Source organism: Sphingomonas sp. ACRSK (genome assembly GCF_022346685.1).
Lineage (GTDB): Bacteria > Pseudomonadota > Alphaproteobacteria > Sphingomonadales > Sphingomonadaceae > Sphingomonas > Sphingomonas molluscorum.
In genome coordinates, this window is record NZ_JAKRNR010000002.1 from 205600 (window position 1) to 223239 (window position 17640).

Consider the following 17640-nt stretch of genomic DNA (forward strand, 5'->3'; position numbering starts at 1 on the left):
CAGGGTGCGCCGAACGGACGGGGAAACCCGAGCGACGACATCGTCAGCCTGCATGCTTGCGGGGGCGAGGGCGTGCGCCCTCTCCCGGCAAGCAGCGGGCGTTGCATGTTGAAGGGGGTTTCATGATCCGAGTTCTTGCGCCGTTGCCGCTGCTGTTTTCGCTTCCCGTTTTTGCACAGGAGGCGCCGGCGCCCGACGCTGCGACTGCCCCGGCCTCGGACGAGGTCGTCGTCACCGCCACCCGCACGCCCGTCGCTGCCGATCGGGTCGCCGCATCCATCACGGTGCTCGACAAGGAAGCGATCGACCAGGCCCAGGACCTGACCGTGGCAGGGCTGCTGCTCCGCACCCCGGGTGTCAGCCTGTCGAGCAACGGCGGCTTCGGTACCGCCACCTCGGTTCGCATCCGCGGTGCCGAAGCCGACCAGACGGTGGTGGTGATCGACGGTGTCAAGCTGAACGATCCGTCCTCGACGGGCGGCGGCTACAACTTCGCGAACCTGCTGGTGGGGGATGCCTCCCGCATCGAGGTGCTGCGGGGCGTCCAGTCGATCCTCTGGGGCAGCCAGGCGATCGGCGGCGTCGTCAACGTCGTGACGCCGCTGCCGCAGAGCGATCTCGAGGGGAGCTTCGATGTCGAGGCGGGGTCACGCGACACCGTGAGCGCCCGCGCCGCGGTGGGCGGGAAGACCGGCCCGCTCGCGTGGCGCGTCGGCGGTCAGACGTTCACTACCGATGGTGTCTCGGCAGTGGCACCCGACTTCGGTGGCCGCGAGGCGGACGGCTATACGAACCAAAGCGCGCAGGGCCGCGCGCGGCTCGAGCTGGCGACCGGCGTCAGCGCCGAGGTGCGGGGCTATTACGCCAATGGACGCGTGGAGATCGACGGGTTCGCCGGCGACAGCCTGGAGTATTCGCGCAACCGTGAGTTCGTGGGATATGCGGGCCTGAACGTCGACCTTCTGGGTGGCCGTCTGCGCAACCGCTTCGGCTACGGCTATACCGACACCAACCGCGACAACTATGATCCGGCGCGCGAGCGACCCAAGACCTTCGACGCGGCAGGCCGGAACGAGCGGCTCGAGTATCAGGGCAGCCTTGCGATCGCGACCGGATGGAACGCCGTGTTCGGGATCGAGAACGAGAAGTCGCGCTTCCGCTCCGTTTCCCCTTCCGGCGCCTTGTCGGACCCGGTGCCGGAGCCGGCACGCGGCAAGGCCGAACTCACCGGCGTCTTTGGGCAGATCAACGGCATGGTGATCGACGGCCTCACCCTGACTGCGGGGCTGCGGCAGGACAACCACAACCGCTACGGCAGCAAGACGCTCTTCGCCGGGGGCGGAGCCTGGGCACTGCCGTGGGGCACCGTGGTTCGCGCCAGCTACTCCGAAGGCTTCAAGGCGCCGACGCTCTACCAGCTGTTCTCCGAATACGGGAACCAGGCCCTCAACCCGGAGCGCGCGCGGAGCTGGGAGGCGGGGGTCGAGCAGCGCCTGTTCGACCGTGCAGTGACGCTCTCGGCGACCTATTTCGAGCGCCGGACCCGCGACCTGGTCGAATACATCGGCTGCGGCGCCACACCGGACCCGCTCTGCGTCATCCCCGGCACCGACATCGCGCGCTGGGGCTATTATGACAACATCGCCCGCGCATTTGCCCGCGGAGTGGAAGCCACCGTCGCTGCCCGCCTGGGTTCGCGGGTGACCGCCGACGCCAACTACAGCTGGACCGAGGCCGAGAACCGCTCGACCGGCAGCGCCTATGGCAACTGGTTGCCGCGGCGTCCCCGCCACACGGCCAATGCGTCCGCGACCTACAGCCTGCCGAGTGGTGCGTCCCTGGGCGCGGCGCTGCGCTGGGCCGGCAAGAGCTATGACAATGCGGCCAACACGACGCGACTGGACGACTATACGCTGGTCGACGTTCGGGGCGAGGTCCCGCTGAGCCCGAAGGTGCGGCTCTTCGCGCGGGTGGAGAACCTGTTCGACGAGGACTATGCCACCGTCTACCGGTACGGCACGCTCGGCCGCAGCGTCTATGCAGGTCTGCGCGGCCGCTTCTGAGGGAAATGATCGATGACGACACCCCGTTCTTCGCAAGCCGCATCGGCGCTCTGGATCCTGCTGCTCACCGTGGCGAGCGTCGCGACCACCCTGGTGTTCAAGTGCGCGACGCCATTCCCGGCGCTTGCCGCCCTGGCGGCGGTGCACATGCGGGCGAAGGACGGGGTGTCGCTCGCGCTGCTCGCATGGGCGGTGAGCCAGCTCGTCGGCTTCTGCTGGCTTGATTACCCTCTGGCCGCCAACAGCCTCGGCTGGGGTGGGGTGATGGGGCTCGCGGCCGTCGCGGGCGCCATCGCAGCGCACTCGACAGCGGCGCGATCGGGGGCGGGGCTCCTCACCCGGCTCGGCCTGAGCTTCGTCGCGTCCTTCGTCGCCTTCAAGGTGATGATCCTTCTCGGGACGCTAGTGCTGGATGGCGGGACCGCGGCTTTCGCTCCGGACGTGCTGCTGCGCCAGCTCGCGCGCAATGCGGCCGTGCTCGCAGGCTTGCTGGTTCTCCACCGTCTGCTCATCAGCCTCGGCGTGCCGCCCGTGCAGACGGAGCGTGCGCTCGCATGATCCTGAAGCCAGCGGCCAGCGGGCCGGCGATCGTCGCCTGCAACACCTGCCGCGTGCCCGGTGAGGACCAGACCGGCGACAGCGGCAAGCGAAGCGGTGCCCGCCTGGTCGAGGCACTGCGGGCCGTGCAGGCGAGCGACCCCGCGTATGAGGCCGTGGCAGTCGAGGAGATGCCCTGCTTGTTCGCCTGCGGGGACTCCTGCACCGTGCATCTGCGCGCGCCGGAGAAGGTCGGCTACGTCCTCGGGCGCTTCACGCCGGACGAAGGTGCGGCACGTGCTATCCTGGACTATGCAGTCCTGTATGCAGAGAGCGATGCGGGACAGGTGCCCTATCGCGACTGGCCGGAAGGTGTGAAGGGGCACTTCCTGACGCGCATGCCGCCCGCCGGCTTCGTGGTGGCATGAGCGGCTTCTTCGCTTCGGCCGCAGCGTTCGAAGCGGCGTTAGGAAGCCTTCGGAGCATCGATGCGGCAGCGCGCGGTGCTGCTGCCGCCCGTCAGGACGTCCTCACCAAGCCACCCGGATCCTTGGGAAGGCTGGAGGAGATCGCGCTGTTTCTCGCCGGGTGGCAGGGACGCGAGCGTCCTCGGATCGACCGGGGGCGGGTGGCAATCTTCGCGGGCAACCATGGCGTGGCGGCCCGAGGCGTGAGTGCCTTTCCGTCCGAAGTTACGGCGCAGATGGTCGCCAACTTCGAAGCCGGAGGCGCCGCCATCAATGCCTTGGCCCGTGCCGCCGGGCTGGAACTGGTCGTCGTCCCGATCGATCTCCACCGCCCGACGGAGGACTTCGTCGAAGCGCCCGCCATGTCCGCCGAAGAGTGCCTCGCGGCGCTCAATGCGGGCGCCGCGGTGGTCGAGCCGGATCTCGACCTGCTCGTGCTGGGCGAGATGGGCATCGGCAACTCGACCGCGGCGGCCGCACTAGCGGCAGCGAGCTTCGGCGGCGGCGCGCGGGATTGGGTGGGGCCGGGTACCGGCGTCCACGGTAGTGCATTCGAAGCCAAGGTCGCGGCAGTCGACGCCGCCCTGACCCGTCACGCGAAGGCGGCATCGGGTGCCTTTGAGATCCTCCGGCGCCTGGGCGGACGGGAGATCGTCGCCATCGCCGGCGCGGTGCTTGCAGCACGGCAGGCAGGCGTCCCCGTGCTGCTGGACGGCTTCATCTGCTGTTCCGGCGTCGCTCCGCTTGCGGCGACCAACCCGGACATCGTCGGGCATTGCCTCGCCGGACATTGCTCGGCCGAGCCCGGTCATGCGCGGCTGCTCGACCGGCTCGGGCTCACCCCGATCCTGTCTCTGGGAATGCGATTGGGGGAGGGCAGCGGCGCTGCGATTGCAGCAGGGGTGGTGCGCGCCGCGATCGCGACCCACGACCAGATGGCGAGCTTTGCCGAGGCAGGCGTTTCCGAGGCGTGACGGCGCCGATCGATCTTCACCTGATGCGCCACGGCGAGCCGGCGCTTGCCGGCCGGCTGCTTGGCAGCACGGATTGTGAAGTTCTCCCCAACGGGGTGCGGGCATGCCGTTCGGCTGCGGCCGAATTGGCCATCCGGCAGGTGGTCGCGTCCGATCTGCGCCGCTCGGTGGACTGCGCCACGGCGGTCGCGGCGGATCACGAGGTACCGCTGGGCCTTGATGGACGGTGGCGGGAACTCGATTTCGGACACTGGGATGGACGGCGCCCGGAAGAGGTGGACGCTACGGCTCTCCGCGGGTTCTGGGACGATCCGGATGGAGCGCCGCCACCCGGTGGGGAGCGTTGGTCGACGCTCCTTGAACGCGTCGCCCGGGCCCTGGAAGAGGTCGGGGACGGCAGCCTGATCGTTACTCATGCGGGCGCCATGCGGGCGGCTCTGGTAGCCGCCTGCGGCTTCGACCGGCGTCAGAGTTGGGCCTTCGACCTGCCTTATGCCTGTGTGCTCTCGCTACGCCTCTGGCGCGGCGAGGCACCCGCCGCGCAGATCCTGGCATTGCGCCCATGAAGGGGCTGCTGCTCGCGTTCGGCTTCCTCACCCGCCTGCCGGTTCCATCGGTGTCCGCTGACCCCAAGGCGTTCGCGGCCGCGATCCGGTGCTACCCGGTCGTGGGGCTGGTGGTAGGGACGCTCGTTGCCGGGGCGGGGTGGCTCGGGAGCCTCGCCGACCCCTGGGTCGGCGCGCTTGCGGCGCTCGCCTGCTGGGTCGGCGTCACGGGCGCGCTGCATCTCGACGGCCTTGCCGATGTCGCTGATGGGGTCGGTGCCGCGCACGGGGATCGTAGCCGCCTGATCGCGGTCATGGCCGACCCCCGTGTCGGAAGCTTCGGCGTGGTGGCGATCGTGTTGCAGCTGCTGGCGAAGCTGGTGCTGCTTCATGGCGCGGCGGGGGCCGGATGGCTTCCGTTCGTGCTGGTGCCGTTTGCCGCCCGCATGGGCCCGCTCGCCTGGGCACGCTGGGTCCGGCCGCTCAAACCGGCTGGGCTCGGCGCAACCGTGGCCTCCGCGGTCCGCGCGCGGGATCTTTGGGGCTGGGCGGCCGTGTTGGCGGCCGCATGCGTCGCAGTGCCTTCCCTGATCGTCGCGCCGCTGCTGATCGGGGCTGCTGCGGCCTGGTTCCGGCGACGCCTGGGCGGGATCACCGGCGACGCCCATGGTGCAGGAATCGAGCTGGTGGAGACCGGATTGCTGGTGGCGCTAGTGACGATCGGCCAAGGCTGACAGCGCGATCAGCGCGTCGATGTCGACATGCTGCTCCAGCTCCGCCGCGATACCGTCGAGCGCGCGGTCGACGGAAGCGCTGTGGTCCGGGCCGCTGCCTGCCACGCCGATCCGCGCGAGCCACGCGCGCCGTTGCGCGGCCAGCCCCAGCAGACCATGCACATAGCTTCCGGTCACCAGCCCATCCGCACTCACCGCGCCGTCCGTCCGGCCGTCTTCGAAGCGCACCGCCGGGCGTGCCGTGTCGGCGCCCGTGGTCCGGCCGAGATGGATTTCATAGCCCTCGAACGCCGCGCCGTTGGCGGTGCCGCGGACCTCTGCCAGCGTCTTGTCGCCTCCGAGCACGGTGTCGACTGCCAGCAGCCCGAGGCCGCCGACCCTCTCCGCAGGACCCTCAACCCCCTCCGGATCGGCGATGCTGCGTCCAAGCATCTGATAACCCCCGCAGAGGCCCAGCACGGGCCGCCCGCGCCGATGATGCGCGCGGATGTCGATGTCCCAGCCTTGCGCGCGCACGAAACGAAGGTCGGCGATCGTCGCCTTGGAGCCGGCAAGGACGATCAGCGCCGCCTCTGCCGGGATCGGCTTGCCGGGCGCTACCATCACCAGTTCCACGTCGGGTTCGAGGCGCAGGGGATCGAGGTCGTCGAAGTTGGCGATATGGGCGGTGATGGGGCAGGCGATCACCACGCGATCCGCTCTCACGGCCTGGGATTGCTGGAGCACGACGGCATCCTCGCTCGGCAGCCTGACCGCGTCCGCGAGCCACGGCACCACGCCGAACCCGCGCCACCCCGTCCGTTCTGCGATCGCATGGTAGCCATCGGAGAACAGCGCCGGATCCCCGCGAAACTTGTTGACCAGAAAACCGTGGATCATGGCGGCATCCTCGGGGTCTATTACCGCGCGCGTGCCGACCAGCGAGGCGATCACGCCGCCCCGGTCAATGTCGCCGACCAGCACCACCGGCACCCCGGCTGCGCGCGCGAAGCCCATGTTGGCGATGTCGCCGGCGCGCAGGTTGATTTCGGCAGGCGAGCCGGCGCCCTCGATCACGACGATGTCCGCTTCGGCCTGCAAGCGCCGGTAGCTCGCCAGCACCTCGTCCAGCAGGCCTTCGCGACCCTGGCGCCATTGCGCAGCCCGAAGAATGCCGCGCACCTGCCCCCGCACTACCAGTTGCGAGGTGCGGTCCCCCTGAGGTTTCAGCAGCACGGGGTTCATGTCGACGGTGGGTCGGACCCGCGCAGCCAGGGCCTGGGTGGCCTGGGCACGGCCGATCTCGCCGCCTTCCGCCGTGACCGCGGCGTTGTTCGACATGTTCTGCGGCTTGAATGGACGTACGCGCAGGCCGCGATTGGCGAGTGCCCGGCAGAGGCCCGCGACCAGCACCGACTTGCCCACATCGGAGCCGGTCCCCTGCAACATCACGGCACCCATGCAATGGCTCCTGCAATCACCCAGAGAAAGAGACAGGCGCGACGATAGACGCGGAGCGCTCTGAAAAGGTCTTTTGAAGTCGGGTCCCGATATTCGCCGCCGATCCACGGCTTGTCCGCCGTTACGCCATCATAGGCGACCGGCCCGGCCAGCCGGACGCGAAGGGCGCCGGCCATCGCCGCTTCCGTCCAGCCAGCGTTGAGAGACGCATGACGGCGGGCGTCGCGCCACATCGTTCGCCATCCGCCGGCGCCAGCAAGGCAGAGGAGGGCGCCACCCAATCGTGCCGGCAGAATATTGGCGAGGTCGTCGAGCCGCGCCGATGCCCAGCCGAAGGCACGCCAGCGCGGCTCTCGATGGCCGATCAGGCTGTCCGCAGTGTTGAGCGCCTTGTAGGCCCAAAGCCCCGGCAGTCCCAGCAGCAGAAGCCAGAAGAGCGGTGCCGCGATGCCGTCGCAGAAGCTCTCTGCAAGGCTTTCGATGCCGGCGCGCGCGACGGCGGCTTCATCGAGCGCGGCAGTGTCCCTGCCGACGATGCGGGAGACTGCAGCACGCGCCCTCGGCAGGTCGCCGGCCAGCAGGGCCGCTGCAACCGGCCGGACGTGATCGTCGAGGCTTCGCTGTGCCAGGCCGGGTGCCGCCAACAGCGCCACGCCGATCCAGCCATAAGGACCCAGCAGGTTGCGGGCCGTTCGTTCGAGGAGCCAGGCGCCACCCGCTGCGGCGACGATCAGGAGCATGACCGTGAGAACCCCGGCGGCACGGCGGCTCCACTCCGGCCGGTCGGGAACGTTCCAGCGCGCCTCGCACGCACCGATCAGGCGCGCGAAGCCGCCGACGGGGTGGCCGACGCGGGCATAGAGCCGCTCGGGCCACCCGACTGCGGCATCGATCGCAAGCGCGAGCAGGGCGATCGGCTCAGCGATGGGAGAGCGCCCGATCAAGCCGCGCCAGCGCCGCCGCATCCGTTGGAAGGCCGATGCGCAGCCACTCGGGCGCATAGTCGAACGGCCGGGTCAGGATGCCTTGGCGCGCCAAGTCGGTGAAGATCGCCTGCGCCGCTGCGTCCTCGATCAGACGGAATAGCGGACTTGCGCCCTGCGGCTCGAGGTGATGACGACGCAGCACGGCATCCAGAGCCCCGCAGCGCTCGGCCAGCTGCTTGCGGGCGTCGGCGATCCAGTCGGCATCGCCATAGGCGGCAGTGCCGAGCGCGATGGCGTGGGCGGAGATCGGCCAGCTTCCCAGCCGATCGCGCAACGCCGCCACCAGATCCGCCGCGCCACAGGTGAAGCCCAGGCGGACGCCGGCCAAGCCGAAGAACTTCCCGAACGACCGCAAGACGAGCACCCGATCCTTGGGCGTCAGATGCGGGAGCACGCTTACCTCTGGAGTCGCGTCGGCGAAGGCCTCGTCGATCACCAGCACGCCACCTGCGCGAGCAAGACGACGGGCCAGGTCCAGCATCTGTTCGGGCGCGACCACGCGGCCGTCCGGGTTGTTCGGGTTCGCGAGCAGCAAGGTGCCGTCGCCGACCGCTCCAAGCGCATCGATCGGGACCATGTCGCTGCAGGCGAGGGCATCCGCGTGGGTTCGGTAGCCGGGCGCACCGTGGCGGTGCGGCGACGGCAACCCGAGACCACTGAGCAGCCGTAGCCCGAGTTCGGTGCCCGGCAATGCGGTGATCGCCAGATGCTGCGCCCCGAACGCGGCGGCGGCGGCCGCTTCCAGTGCCGCGCGCGATCGCTCCGAGGGTAGCCGATCGAGGTCGATGTCGGGCGCAATCGTCGGGCTCCATGCAACGGGGTTGATCCCGGTGGAGAGATCGAGCCATGGCTGCGGCGCATCGGGAAAGCAGTGCGTCGCCTCTTCGAGGCAGCCGCCGTGGAACATCAATGCGCGCAATGCGGAGCCTCTACTTGGGGTGCGGCAGCCTCCATCCGCATTGGCGGAGCAACAGGCAAGGGGCAAAGGATGAGCATCGAACGATCGGGACGCACGATGCTGGTGCTGGGCGGCGCCCGTTCGGGCAAGAGCCGCTACGCACAAAGCCTGGCAGAGGCGTCGGGTGGTCGGCTGGTCTTCGTCGCGACTGCCCAGGCGTTCGACGACGAGATGACCGATCGCATTCGCCGGCACCAGGCGGATCGCGACGGCCGCTGGACGACCGTCGAGGCGTCGGTCGACCTGGCCAGCGCGATCGCGGCCGCGGATGACGAGGATGCCGTGGTGCTGGTCGACTGCCTGACGCTGTGGGCCTCCAACTTGCTGCTCGGCGAGGAGGATGCCGAGGCGCGGCTGGCGCAGTTGCTGGCGGCACTGGAGCGCGCGCGGGGGCAGGTGCTCCTCGTAGCCAACGAGGTCGGGCTCGGCATCGTGCCCGACAACGCGCTCGCCAGGGCGTTCCGCGATCTTGCCGGCACCGTCAACCAGCGCGTCGCCGCGGTGGCCGACCAGGTGCACATGACCGTGGCCGGCATCCCCATCATCGTGAAGTGACGCCGATCCGGCTTGACACCTGCCCGGCGCAAGCGGCAGCACGGGTGCGACGACATGGGAGAGATCGGGCACCAGCCCGGCGCCGAAGGAGCAACCGCCCCGGAAACTTTCAGGCAGAAGGACCGGTCGTCATCAACATCTGGAGAGAGGCGCGCTGGCGTCCGCCGACGGGATAGCATTCTCAGGCAGGAAGGACAGAGGGGGCATGCAACCGCCTGGAGGCGGGGAGTTCATCATGCCGGACGATCCTTCCCAGAACAGCCGCGCCGACGCGCGCCGCGCGATCAGCGTCACCGAATTGTTCACGATCGGCATCGGGCCGTCGAGCTCCCACACCGTGGGGCCGATGCGGGCGGCCCATGGCTTTGCCGAGGCGGCGCTGGAGGCGCTGCAGCCGGTTCGTGTCCGCTGCGAGCTGTTCGGTTCCCTGTCGCTGACGGGACGCGGCCACGCGACGGACAGCGCCGTCGTGCTCGGGCTTGCCGGCCATCTGCCCGATACCGTGGATCCCGACGCAGTAGCGGAGATCCTGCGGGCGGTGCGCGAACGCGGCCGATTGCAGCTTGGCGGCCGGGTGCCGATCGCGTTCGGCGCGGACGACATCGTCTTCTCGCACGAATTCCTGCCCGGGCATCCCAATGCGGTTCGCTTCACCGCCTGGGATGCGTACGAAGGCGAACGCACCCAGACCTATTTCTCCATCGGCGGCGGCGTGGTGGTGGAGGCGGGCGCCGGGTTGCACATCGCCAACGCCGCGGTCGCGCATCCGTTCGCCTCTGGTGCCGAGTTGCTCGAGCTGGGCGAGGCGACCGGCCTTTCGATCGGTGAGATCGTCCGCCGAAACGAGTGCGCCTGGCGCAGCCGCGAGGAAACCGATGCCTTTCTGGACGCCGTGCGGGCAGCGATGCTCGCGTCCATCGAACGGGGCTGTGCGACCGACGGCGTGCTCCCGGGGGGCCTGAACGTCCGTCGGCGTGCCAAGGCGCTGCACACGACGCTGGCTGCGCGCAGCGATCGAGCGGCGCCGGCTTCGGTGATGGAATGGATCAGCCTGTGGGCGCTGGCCGTCAACGAGGAGAATGCGGCCGGCGGACGAGTGGTTACCGCGCCCACGAACGGGGCCGCGGGCGTCATCCCGGCAGTGCTCCAATATTACGAGCGGTTCGTGGAAGGAGCGACACCGGAGGGCTCGCGGGTGCTGCTCGCGACCGCGGCCGCCATTGGCTTCCTGTACAAGAAGCGCGCGTCGATCTCGGCTGCCGAGATGGGGTGCCAGGGGGAGGTCGGCGTCGCCTGCTCGATGGCGGCAGCGGGGCTTGCGGCGGTGCTTGGTGGCACGAACCAGCAGATCGAGAATGCCGCAGAGATCGGCATGGAGCACAACCTGGGCCTGACCTGCGACCCGATCGGCGGCCTGGTGCAGGTGCCCTGCATCGAGCGCAACACCATGGGCGCGGTGAAGGCGGTCAACGCCGCCTATCTGGCGCTGCACGGCGACGGCAGCCATATCGTGCCGCTGGATGCGGTGATCGAGACGATGCGTCAGACCGGCGACCACATGCGATCCGAGTATAAGGAGACGAGCCTGGGCGGGCTGGCAGTGAACGTCGTCGCCTGCTGACGGCTTGCCTCCGGGGGCCGTTCCGGTCCATGCGGCCGCCATGCCCAAAATCCGTGCCGACCAGCTGCTCGTCGACCGAGGCCTCGCCGAGAGCCGTACGCGGGCGCAGGCGTTGGTGATGGCCGGCCTCGTGTTCGTCGGCGATCGCAAGATCGAGAAGCCCGGGCAGCAGCTGGCGGACGATGCCGTGCTGGACGTGCGCGGACGCGACCATCCCTGGGTTTCCCGCGGCGGCGTGAAGCTCGCCCATGGCCTCGATCACTTCGGCTGGACGGTCGACGGCGCGGTTGCGATCGACGTCGGCGCGTCCACGGGCGGCTTCACCGACGTGCTCCTGACCCGTGGGGCGGCGCGCGTCTATGCCGTCGACAGCGGCACCAACCAGCTCGCCTGGAAGCTCCGCCAGGACCCTAGGGTCATCGTGCACGAGCAGACGAGTGCGCGGCTCCTCACCGCGGCGCATGTGCCGGAGCGGGTGGACCTGATCGTCTGCGATGCGAGCTTCATCGCGCTCGCCAAGGTGCTCGACGTGCCGATGGGGTTCGCGAAGCCGGGCGCACGGTTGCTCGCGCTGGTGAAGCCGCAGTTCGAGGCCGGGCGCGCGGAGGTGGGTAAGGGCGGCGTCGTCCGCGATCCCGCCGTGCACGCGCGCGTGTGCGAGGAGGTGGCGAACTGGCTCAGCGGTCGCGGCTGGCAGGTGGAGGGCGTGACGCAGAGCCCCATCACCGGTCCCGAAGGCAACGTCGAGTTCCTCATCGCAGCCCATGCTCCCGACGAGGGCGGCGGTCCCGAATAGGGACAGGCTCTGAGTGGCGGCTCCGGCTTGCATTGCACCCGGCCGCACCGCAGACAACGCGACCGGATGAACAGGATTGAGCGCGTGAACGAGATCGCTTCCAGAGCGCAATTGCGTGCGGGCTTCCTGCGGTGGGCGATCGTGACCGTGCCGCTCGTCCTCCTCCTGGGACTGGTCGCCGGCAGCCTGGTTCCCGCTGGATCCCAGAACGCCTGGTACGCCGCCTTGGCAAAGCCGTGGTTCACGCCCCCGGACTGGGCCTTTCCGGTCGCCTGGACGCTGATCTACCTGCTGCTGGGCGTGGCCTTGGCCATGGTGCTCGACGCGCGAGGCGCGCGCGGGCGTGGGATCGCCGTCAGCGCCTTTGTGGTGCAACTGGTGCTCAACCTCGCCTGGATGCCGCTGTTCTTCGGAGCGCATCGCGTGTCCGCGGCCCTGGCGCTGATCCTGGTGCTGCTTGTTCTGGTGGCGCTTACGGCCTGGTTGTTTGCCCGGATCCGCCCGCGTGCGGCGTTGCTTTTCGTGCCCTATGTCGCGTGGCTGATCCTGGCGACGGCGCTCACCTGGGAGATCGATCGGCGTAATCCGGGTGCCGAAACCCTTGTGCCCGCGACCTCGTCTGCCCAAATGGCGATCTAGACGCGGGAAGGACCTGACACATGCAATCCGAAAACCGGATCTTCGACGATTTCGCCAAGTTCGTGAACGGCGCTGCCGGCACCCTGGCTGGCATGGCGCGCGAGGGCGAAAGCGCAGCGCGCGAGCGGGTGCGTGAATTCGTCGGCGGGCTCGACTTCGTCAGCCGCGACGAGTTCGAGGTCGTGAAGGCGATGGCCGTTGCCGCGCGGGACGAGGCAGATGGCCTGAGGGCACGACTGGAAGCACTGGAGGCGAAGCTCGCCGGCGGAAGCACGGCCCCCACGGCGGCCGAACCGCTTGCGGGCGACAGCATCGGCTAACGGGTTTTCCCCAGCTTTCTGGACCAAGCGGCGCGCGTCGACCTTGTGTCGGTGCGCGCCGCTTGGCATTTCCGAACCATGACGACTGCCCATCCGGAAAGGACCTGATGCTCGACGAAGCCGAGGATGATCGCGACGCTGCCGCTCCGATCGATATGTTGGAGCGCTACTTCGCCGCGCACGGCTGGTCGCACCAGCGCGACGAGGATGAGATCGTCGCCAAGGTCAAGGGAAGCTGGACCGAGTTCGAGCTGCGCGCGATCTGGCGCGCGGACGACGGCGTGCTCCAGTTCCTGGCCTTTCCCGACGTGCGCGTGGCGGACGATCGTCGCGGCTCGATCTATGAGGCGATCGGCCTGATCAACGAGCAGCTGTGGATCGGCCACTTCGAACTATGGTCGTCGAGCGGCATCCTGCTGTTCCGCCACGCAGCGATGATCGATGTCGAGGAAGCGGCGCTCTCGCTGGAGCAGGCCGAGGTTCTGGTCGATACCGCGATCGATGAGTGCGAGCGCTTCTACCCGGTGTTCCAATTCGTATTGTGGGGCGGCAAGTCTCCGCGAGAGGCAATCGCCGCCTCGATGATCGAGACGCGGGGCGAGGCGTGACGCAGCCGCTCGCCGGCCCGATCTGGCTGATCGGATGTGGCAACATGGCCGGCGCGATGCTGCGCCGTTGGCTGGACACCGGACACGTGTCCGCGGCTGACGTCACGGTCATCAATCGCAGCGGCTCGCTGCCGATCGACGCCATTCGCGTGCTGACCGAGGTGCCTGCCGATGCGCCTGCACCAGCGACGGTGATGCTGGGCGTGAAGCCGCAGCAGCTCGACGCCATCGCGCAGACCGCGGTTGCGCAGCTTCGCCCCAGGCTTCTGCTCTCGATCCTGGCAGGCGTGGAGAATGCAGCGCTTGCGGCGCGATTCCAGGCGGATGCCATTGTCCGCGCGATGCCGAACCTGCCGGTGTCGATCGGCAAGGGTGTGGTGGCGCTGCACAGCGATAGCACCGATGAGGGGCTGCGGGGTGCGGCGACGGCGCTGATGGCCCCGCTCGGCACCGTCGAATGGATCGCCGAGGAGGGGCTCTTCGATGCGGTGACCGCGCTGTCCGGATGCGGCCCCGGCTTCGTCTTTCGCTTCATCGACGCGATGGGCGCGGCGGGCGCGGCACTCGGCCTTCCGGAGGACCAGGCGCGACGCCTGGCGATCGCGACCGTCGAAGGCGCAGGAGCGTTGGCCAGCCGGACGGACGCTTCGCCCGCGACCCTGGCCGACCGGGTCGCGAGCCCGGGCGGCTCCACCCGCGAGGGCCTCAACGTGCTCGACCGCGAGGATGTCCTGCGTCGTCTGATGGCGGAGACGCTGGCGGCATCGGCTCGGCGCAACGCCGAGATGGCGGCCGCCGCGCGCGGCTGATCAGCGCTCGCCGAGTGCCCGGATTATCGGACGGTCGCTGTCCGGGATGAGGCTTTCGAGCACCGTCCAGAACCCTGCGACCGCTTCGGGTCCGGCCGTCTGATAGGCTTTTGCCAGCCGCTCCCGCACGAGCTGATACAGGCGGCTCTCCAGCGCGGCGCCTTCCGGCGTCAGCTTCAGCAGCCGCCTGCGTGCGTCGCGGTCGTCGCTTCGGCTTTCCACCAATCCGCGTTCGGAAAGCTCGCCCAGCACACGCCCCAGCGATTGCTTCGTGATGGCGAGCAGCCGCAGCAGTTCGCTCACCGACAGGCTGGGCTTGCGCGCAATGAAGTAGAGGGCCCGGTAATGCGCCCGGCCGAGCTTGTGGGCTTCCAGCTCGGCGTCGGTCACGCGGGTCAGATTGGAATGCCCGAAATAGAGCAGCTCGAAGCCGCGGCGGATTTCCGTCTCGCGGAGGAACTGGGCCGAGGCTGCACGATTTGGGACAGTCATGTTGACCTGTTCTGCCAGTGGGCTTAGGCCACGGCAAGCCGGAACGGCACCGCGCCGTCCGATTGCGGAGCAGATCATGATCGACCAGTCCGAAACGCGCTTTCCTCTTACGCCGAACGCCTCGCCGCTCCCGGCCAGCGAGCGTGCGGACAAGCTGGTGAGCCCGGGCTTCGGTCGCGTGTTCACCGATCACATGGCGATTGCACGCTGGTCCGACGAAAAGGGCTGGCACGACATGCAGATCGTCGCGCGCGGCCCCGTGCAGATGGACCCCGCAGCGGCGGTGCTCCACTATGCGCAGGAAATCTTTGAGGGGCTGAAGGCGTACCGGCTCGAGGATGGTGGCGTCGGCCTTTTCCGTCCGGAAGAGAACGCGAAGCGCTTCCGTCGTTCGGCGCGCCGCATGGCGATGCCGGAGCTGCCGGAGGAGCTGTTCCTCGCGTCCTGCCGGGAGCTCTCGCTGGTCGAGCGGGACTGGATTCCCGAGGGTGAGGGCGGGGCGCTCTACCTGCGCCCGTTCATGTTCGCGAGCGAGGTGTTCCTGGGGGTGAAGCCCTCGGCCGAGTATCTCTACATCGTGCTCGCATCTTCGGTCGGCGCCTATTTCAAGGGCGGCGCGCCGAGCGTTTCGCTGTGGGTGTCCCAGGAATATACGCGCGCAGCGCCGGGCGGCACCGGTGACGCCAAGTGCGGCGGCAACTATGCGGCCAGCCTGGTGGCGCAGGCGGAGGCGATCCGTCAGGGCTGCGACCAGGTCGTCTTCCTTGATGCAGCCGAGCGCCGCTGGGTCGAGGAACTGGGCGGCATGAACATCTTCTTCGTGTTCGACGACGGCAGCATGCTGACGCCGCCGCTGACCGGCACGATCTTGCCCGGCATTACCCGCGATTCGATCCTGCGCCTTGCCCGCGACCAGGGGATCACGGTGCGCGAGGAACGCTATGGGATCGACCAGTGGGAGGCAGATGCCCACAGCGGCCGGCTTCGCGAAGCATTCGCCTGCGGCACCGCGGCAGTGGTGACCCCGATCGGCAAGGTATCCTCGCCGCAGGGCAGCTTCTCGATCGGCAACGGCGGCCCGGGCGAGCGTACGATCGCGCTGCGCGACACGTTGGTGAACCTGCAGCGGGGCCGCACGGAGGATCCGTACGGCTGGCTTGAGCGGATCGACGCATAACCCCCTTCCCACCACGCCCGGGGCCGGTATAAGGCCCCGCGGCTGTTGGGGCGTCGCCAAGCGGTAAGGCACCGGTTTTTGGTACCGGCATTCGCAGGTTCGAATCCTGCCGCCCCAGCCAACTCTTTTTATTCGCTTCTTTTGTCCTTGTGGTGCTCGCTTCGACGGCATTCCGCAGCTGCGCGTTAAGCTGCTTCGAGTTCGGTGACGGCAGACTCGCTCAGCGACGCGGTCATCGCCTGGTAGAGATCGGGCATCCGGGGACCGTAGAGACCGCCCAACTAAGCATTGCGGCGATTTCTGACGGTGCTCTCGGCCACCGTCGCCGCGGAGGTGCTCGCTTTGTTGGCAGGGGTGCGGGCAGCTTGCGGGCGCAGTCAACTACTTCGCGGCGCCGTGATCGTGCCAGCTGGCGGCGACGCCGGTCACCTCTTCCAGCTCCTGCAATCGATCGTTGTGTCGATCGCCGGCGCGGCGGCGGATGGGAAGGGTCGGCAGGTTGTCGGCGGATTTGCTCACCGTTGCCGAGTGGCGTCAGCTTTGCCAGTCCGCCAGCAGGCGGCACACAGAAAGAGGCCTGCAGTGTTTCTGACGATCCTGGTGGCGGGCCTGGCAGAGCCGAGCCTGGCCGATAGCGTCCGGTCCTGCTCGGCGGCGGTGCATAGTGCCCAGCTTGAGGATGCGATCTACGCTTGTTCGCGACAAGCAGAGGAGGACACCGCCTGCGGCGCCGCCCTCGGGTTGGGGAGAACCGCGCCATTCGCGCTTCCGATGCTGCCTCCGGACAAGAGAGCCGCTGCTCTCGCCTATTTCGACGCCAGAGTTACCGCCTGCATCGAGCATGAGGAGGGCTTGTAGAAGCAGTGCTAGTGCGCGCTGAGGCGACTAGGTTGTGAAGCGATCAGCGCCCGCCTCCGGATCGAGCGCGGAACGTCCGACGCCTTGCCGCAGCCGGTTCGGCGGACGGCGCGCCAGCTCTTTTCGAAAGCGAGCGTCGAAGCTGGTGCGCTCCTTCTTGATCATGGATGCGGGAACGGAATTCCGTGTCGGCGCGCCAGCGCCTCCAGGATCGCATCTTTGCCTTGCACGAAGGCTTGTCCGTTATAGCTCCCGGTTGCCATTCGAGCGCCGGCATCATCGGCCAGCAAGAGGAGCGGGAGCGATTGGTTCTCGGCTCCGACCAACTCAATGACCGCTTGCCTCGGTCGGGCCCAGTCGACCCGAAGAACGTCGATACGCGTCGCCAGTGTAGGAAAGCTGACGAGGACGCCTTCCATCAAGGCGCAGTGCCAGCAGTAGAAGCGTGCGCCCGGCAAGGCCGGATCAACAAAGTCGGGCTTGATGATAATGAGCTTGTCTCGGTCCATCGGGAGCGCCTCTCTTCGTGAGGGTCTCCTTTAGCGTAAGGAAATCGAACAGCCAGAGGTGCGCCTGGTGTCGATCTAGCCGGAGGGGGGCGACGAGGGTGCCGCTCGACCACACGCTGTCTAGGAACCAGGTCTTCGGCGGTGTCTCCCGGAGCGAGCCGGAGGGTACCTCCACCTGGAGCCGCGGAAAATGAGTGGTTAGCGGCCGTTCCCCTGAGGCAGGAAAGCGGTCGCGTCGCCGCAGATTCGCTGGCCGTTGGCAACAGGACGGTTTCGCCGTGGGAAAGTGAAGGACCGTGCGCCTGGCTGCGTGACTGAGATCCGCGCCGCGTGCTTCTTCTTCGTTATCGCTAACAAGCTTCATCGTTCCTGAGCGCGTGACGTGACCCCCGTTTCTTCATCCACCTGGAACTAGAGACCGGCCCTTGAAGTGACGGTCCCCCGGTTTCTCATCCGGGCGTGATGCGAGCTTCCGGCTTGCATCCGCCGGGGTTAACCCCGGCGGATGCAGCATATTCAGCTGGCGTCAGCCAGCCAAGAGCCGTGTGAGGA

At 68.5% G+C, this 17640-nt stretch carries 22 protein-coding genes, 1 tRNA gene and 1 riboswitch; of the genes, 16 read left to right on the plus strand and 7 right to left on the minus strand.

Going from position 1 to position 17640, the window contains the following annotated elements; translation table 11 throughout:
- Window positions 1–122: 122 nt before the first annotated feature.
- From MHZ35_RS02240 to cobS, 6 genes are read left to right on the plus strand one after another with little or no spacing between them, the layout of a single operon-like run.
- The gene (locus tag MHZ35_RS02240; protein ID WP_239434197.1) at window positions 123–2063 is read left to right on the plus strand and encodes a TonB-dependent receptor plug domain-containing protein; all 1941 of its coding nucleotides are present in this window, start codon (window positions 123–125) and stop codon (window positions 2061–2063) included.
- A gap of 12 nt (window positions 2064–2075) precedes the next feature.
- Complete coding sequence (locus MHZ35_RS02245; protein WP_239434198.1) at window positions 2076–2621, plus strand: hypothetical protein; 546 nt, start codon at window positions 2076–2078, stop codon at window positions 2619–2621.
- Window positions 2621–3028 carry a DUF1636 domain-containing protein gene (locus MHZ35_RS02250; protein ID WP_446741005.1) on the plus strand — a complete coding sequence of 136 codons (408 nt, stop codon included), beginning with the start codon at window positions 2621–2623 and terminating at the stop codon, window positions 3026–3028. The genes MHZ35_RS02245 and MHZ35_RS02250 overlap by 1 nt, the downstream gene beginning before the upstream one ends.
- Entirely contained in the window at window positions 3025–4041 is a 1017-nt protein-coding gene (gene cobT / locus MHZ35_RS02255) for a nicotinate-nucleotide--dimethylbenzimidazole phosphoribosyltransferase (RefSeq protein ID WP_239434201.1), read from the plus strand. Before MHZ35_RS02250 ends, cobT begins: the two co-directional genes overlap by 4 nt.
- Complete coding sequence (locus tag MHZ35_RS02260) at window positions 4038–4607, plus strand: histidine phosphatase family protein (protein WP_446741003.1); 570 nt, start codon at window positions 4038–4040, stop codon at window positions 4605–4607. The genes cobT and MHZ35_RS02260 overlap by 4 nt, the downstream gene beginning before the upstream one ends.
- Window positions 4604–5320 carry an adenosylcobinamide-GDP ribazoletransferase gene (gene cobS, locus MHZ35_RS02265; RefSeq protein WP_239434203.1) on the plus strand — a complete coding sequence of 239 codons (717 nt, stop codon included), beginning with the start codon at window positions 4604–4606 and terminating at the stop codon, window positions 5318–5320. The genes MHZ35_RS02260 and cobS overlap by 4 nt, the downstream gene beginning before the upstream one ends.
- Here cobS and MHZ35_RS02270 read toward each other — a convergent pair.
- Genes MHZ35_RS02270 through MHZ35_RS02280 form a run of 3 tightly spaced genes read right to left on the minus strand, consistent with a single transcriptional unit; the run spans window position 5297 to window position 8665 of the window.
- Entirely contained in the window at window positions 5297–6760 is a 1464-nt protein-coding gene (locus MHZ35_RS02270) for a cobyric acid synthase (RefSeq protein WP_239434204.1), read from the minus strand. The genes cobS and MHZ35_RS02270 overlap by 24 nt on opposite strands.
- On the minus strand, window positions 6748–7725 hold the full coding sequence (gene cbiB / locus MHZ35_RS02275) for an adenosylcobinamide-phosphate synthase CbiB (RefSeq protein WP_239434206.1): 978 nt from the start codon (window positions 7723–7725) through the stop codon (window positions 6748–6750). The genes MHZ35_RS02270 and cbiB overlap by 13 nt, the downstream gene beginning before the upstream one ends.
- Complete coding sequence (locus tag MHZ35_RS02280) at window positions 7679–8665, minus strand: aminotransferase class I/II-fold pyridoxal phosphate-dependent enzyme (protein ID WP_239434208.1); 987 nt, start codon at window positions 8663–8665, stop codon at window positions 7679–7681. The genes cbiB and MHZ35_RS02280 overlap by 47 nt, the downstream gene beginning before the upstream one ends.
- A 69-nt stretch (window positions 8666–8734) precedes the next feature.
- On the opposite strand from MHZ35_RS02280, the gene cobU reads away from it, so the two are divergent.
- The 7 genes from cobU to proC all read left to right on the plus strand — a co-directional run bounded on the left by cobU (window position 8735) and on the right by proC (window position 14052).
- Complete coding sequence (gene cobU / locus MHZ35_RS02285) at window positions 8735–9259, plus strand: bifunctional adenosylcobinamide kinase/adenosylcobinamide-phosphate guanylyltransferase (protein ID WP_239434209.1); 525 nt, start codon at window positions 8735–8737, stop codon at window positions 9257–9259.
- A gap of 45 nt (window positions 9260–9304) precedes the next feature.
- A riboswitch (glycine riboswitch) is annotated at window positions 9305–9393 on the plus strand.
- Window positions 9394–9494: 101 nt separating this feature from the next.
- Complete coding sequence (locus tag MHZ35_RS02290; RefSeq protein WP_239434235.1) at window positions 9495–10880, plus strand: L-serine ammonia-lyase; 1386 nt, start codon at window positions 9495–9497, stop codon at window positions 10878–10880.
- Window positions 10881–10920: 40 nt separating this feature from the next.
- Window positions 10921–11676, plus strand: coding sequence for a TlyA family RNA methyltransferase (locus MHZ35_RS02295; protein ID WP_239434210.1), 756 nt, complete (start codon window positions 10921–10923; stop codon window positions 11674–11676).
- 84 nt (window positions 11677–11760) lie between these two features.
- Entirely contained in the window at window positions 11761–12315 is a 555-nt protein-coding gene (locus tag MHZ35_RS02300; RefSeq protein WP_239434211.1) for a TspO/MBR family protein, read from the plus strand.
- A gap of 20 nt (window positions 12316–12335) precedes the next feature.
- Entirely contained in the window at window positions 12336–12635 is a 300-nt protein-coding gene (locus MHZ35_RS02305) for an accessory factor UbiK family protein (protein ID WP_239434212.1), read from the plus strand.
- 107 nt (window positions 12636–12742) lie between these two features.
- The gene (locus MHZ35_RS02310; RefSeq protein WP_132882049.1) at window positions 12743–13243 is read left to right on the plus strand and encodes a YbjN domain-containing protein; all 501 of its coding nucleotides are present in this window, start codon (window positions 12743–12745) and stop codon (window positions 13241–13243) included.
- Entirely contained in the window at window positions 13240–14052 is an 813-nt protein-coding gene (gene proC / locus MHZ35_RS02315; RefSeq protein ID WP_342453496.1) for a pyrroline-5-carboxylate reductase, read from the plus strand. Before MHZ35_RS02310 ends, proC begins: the two co-directional genes overlap by 4 nt.
- Here the strand turns inward: proC and MHZ35_RS02320 are convergent, their stop codons facing one another.
- A complete protein-coding gene (locus MHZ35_RS02320) occupies window positions 14053–14544 on the minus strand; it encodes a MarR family winged helix-turn-helix transcriptional regulator (RefSeq protein WP_239434213.1) in 492 nt (163 codons plus the stop codon).
- Between the two features lie 76 nt (window positions 14545–14620).
- On the opposite strand from MHZ35_RS02320, the gene MHZ35_RS02325 reads away from it, so the two are divergent.
- The gene (locus MHZ35_RS02325) at window positions 14621–15721 is read left to right on the plus strand and encodes a branched-chain amino acid aminotransferase (protein ID WP_239434214.1); all 1101 of its coding nucleotides are present in this window, start codon (window positions 14621–14623) and stop codon (window positions 15719–15721) included.
- 46 nt (window positions 15722–15767) lie between these two features.
- A tRNA-Gln gene (locus MHZ35_RS02330) sits at window positions 15768–15842 on the plus strand.
- A 260-nt stretch (window positions 15843–16102) separates the two neighbouring features.
- Here MHZ35_RS02330 and MHZ35_RS02335 read toward each other — a convergent pair.
- On the minus strand, window positions 16103–16240 hold the full coding sequence (locus MHZ35_RS02335; protein ID WP_239434216.1) for a hypothetical protein: 138 nt from the start codon (window positions 16238–16240) through the stop codon (window positions 16103–16105).
- A 63-nt stretch (window positions 16241–16303) separates the two neighbouring features.
- On the opposite strand from MHZ35_RS02335, the gene MHZ35_RS02340 reads away from it, so the two are divergent.
- A complete protein-coding gene (locus MHZ35_RS02340) occupies window positions 16304–16579 on the plus strand; it encodes a hypothetical protein (RefSeq protein WP_239434217.1) in 276 nt (91 codons plus the stop codon).
- A 27-nt stretch (window positions 16580–16606) separates the two neighbouring features.
- On the opposite strand, the gene MHZ35_RS02345 is transcribed toward MHZ35_RS02340, so the two are convergent.
- Entirely contained in the window at window positions 16607–16744 is a 138-nt protein-coding gene (locus MHZ35_RS02345) for a hypothetical protein (RefSeq protein ID WP_239434218.1), read from the minus strand.
- A complete protein-coding gene (locus MHZ35_RS02350; RefSeq protein WP_239434219.1) occupies window positions 16741–17088 on the minus strand; it encodes a DUF3088 domain-containing protein in 348 nt (115 codons plus the stop codon). Before MHZ35_RS02350 ends, MHZ35_RS02345 begins: the two co-directional genes overlap by 4 nt.
- Between the last annotated feature and the right edge of the window lie 552 nt (window positions 17089–17640).

What these genes read in the sequence shown, in the direction of transcription:
- MHZ35_RS02240 (WP_239434197.1), top strand. Translation starts at nt 123, where the DNA reads ATGATCCGAGTTCTTGCGCCGTTGCCGCTGCTGTTTTCGCTTCCCGTT.
- MHZ35_RS02245 (WP_239434198.1), top strand. Translation starts at nt 2,076, where the DNA reads ATGACGACACCCCGTTCTTCGCAAGCCGCATCGGCGCTCTGGATCCTG.
- cobT (WP_239434201.1), top strand. Translation starts at nt 3,025, where the DNA reads ATGAGCGGCTTCTTCGCTTCGGCCGCAGCGTTCGAAGCGGCGTTAGGA.
- cobS (WP_239434203.1), top strand. Translation starts at nt 4,604, where the DNA reads ATGAAGGGGCTGCTGCTCGCGTTCGGCTTCCTCACCCGCCTGCCGGTT.
- MHZ35_RS02270 (WP_239434204.1), bottom strand. Translation starts at nt 6,760, where the DNA reads ATGGGTGCCGTGATGTTGCAGGGGACCGGCTCCGATGTGGGCAAGTCG.
- cbiB (WP_239434206.1), bottom strand. Translation starts at nt 7,725, where the DNA reads ATGCGGCGGCGCTGGCGCGGCTTGATCGGGCGCTCTCCCATCGCTGAG.
- cobU (WP_239434209.1), top strand. Translation starts at nt 8,735, where the DNA reads ATGAGCATCGAACGATCGGGACGCACGATGCTGGTGCTGGGCGGCGCC.
- MHZ35_RS02290 (WP_239434235.1), top strand. Translation starts at nt 9,495, where the DNA reads ATGCCGGACGATCCTTCCCAGAACAGCCGCGCCGACGCGCGCCGCGCG.
- MHZ35_RS02295 (WP_239434210.1), top strand. Translation starts at nt 10,921, where the DNA reads ATGCCCAAAATCCGTGCCGACCAGCTGCTCGTCGACCGAGGCCTCGCC.
- MHZ35_RS02305 (WP_239434212.1), top strand. Translation starts at nt 12,336, where the DNA reads ATGCAATCCGAAAACCGGATCTTCGACGATTTCGCCAAGTTCGTGAAC.
- MHZ35_RS02310 (WP_132882049.1), top strand. Translation starts at nt 12,743, where the DNA reads ATGCTCGACGAAGCCGAGGATGATCGCGACGCTGCCGCTCCGATCGAT.
- MHZ35_RS02320 (WP_239434213.1), bottom strand. Translation starts at nt 14,544, where the DNA reads ATGACTGTCCCAAATCGTGCAGCCTCGGCCCAGTTCCTCCGCGAGACG.
- MHZ35_RS02325 (WP_239434214.1), top strand. Translation starts at nt 14,621, where the DNA reads ATGATCGACCAGTCCGAAACGCGCTTTCCTCTTACGCCGAACGCCTCG.
- MHZ35_RS02345 (WP_239434218.1), bottom strand. Translation starts at nt 16,744, where the DNA reads ATGATCAAGAAGGAGCGCACCAGCTTCGACGCTCGCTTTCGAAAAGAG.
- MHZ35_RS02350 (WP_239434219.1), bottom strand. Translation starts at nt 17,088, where the DNA reads ATGGACCGAGACAAGCTCATTATCATCAAGCCCGACTTTGTTGATCCG.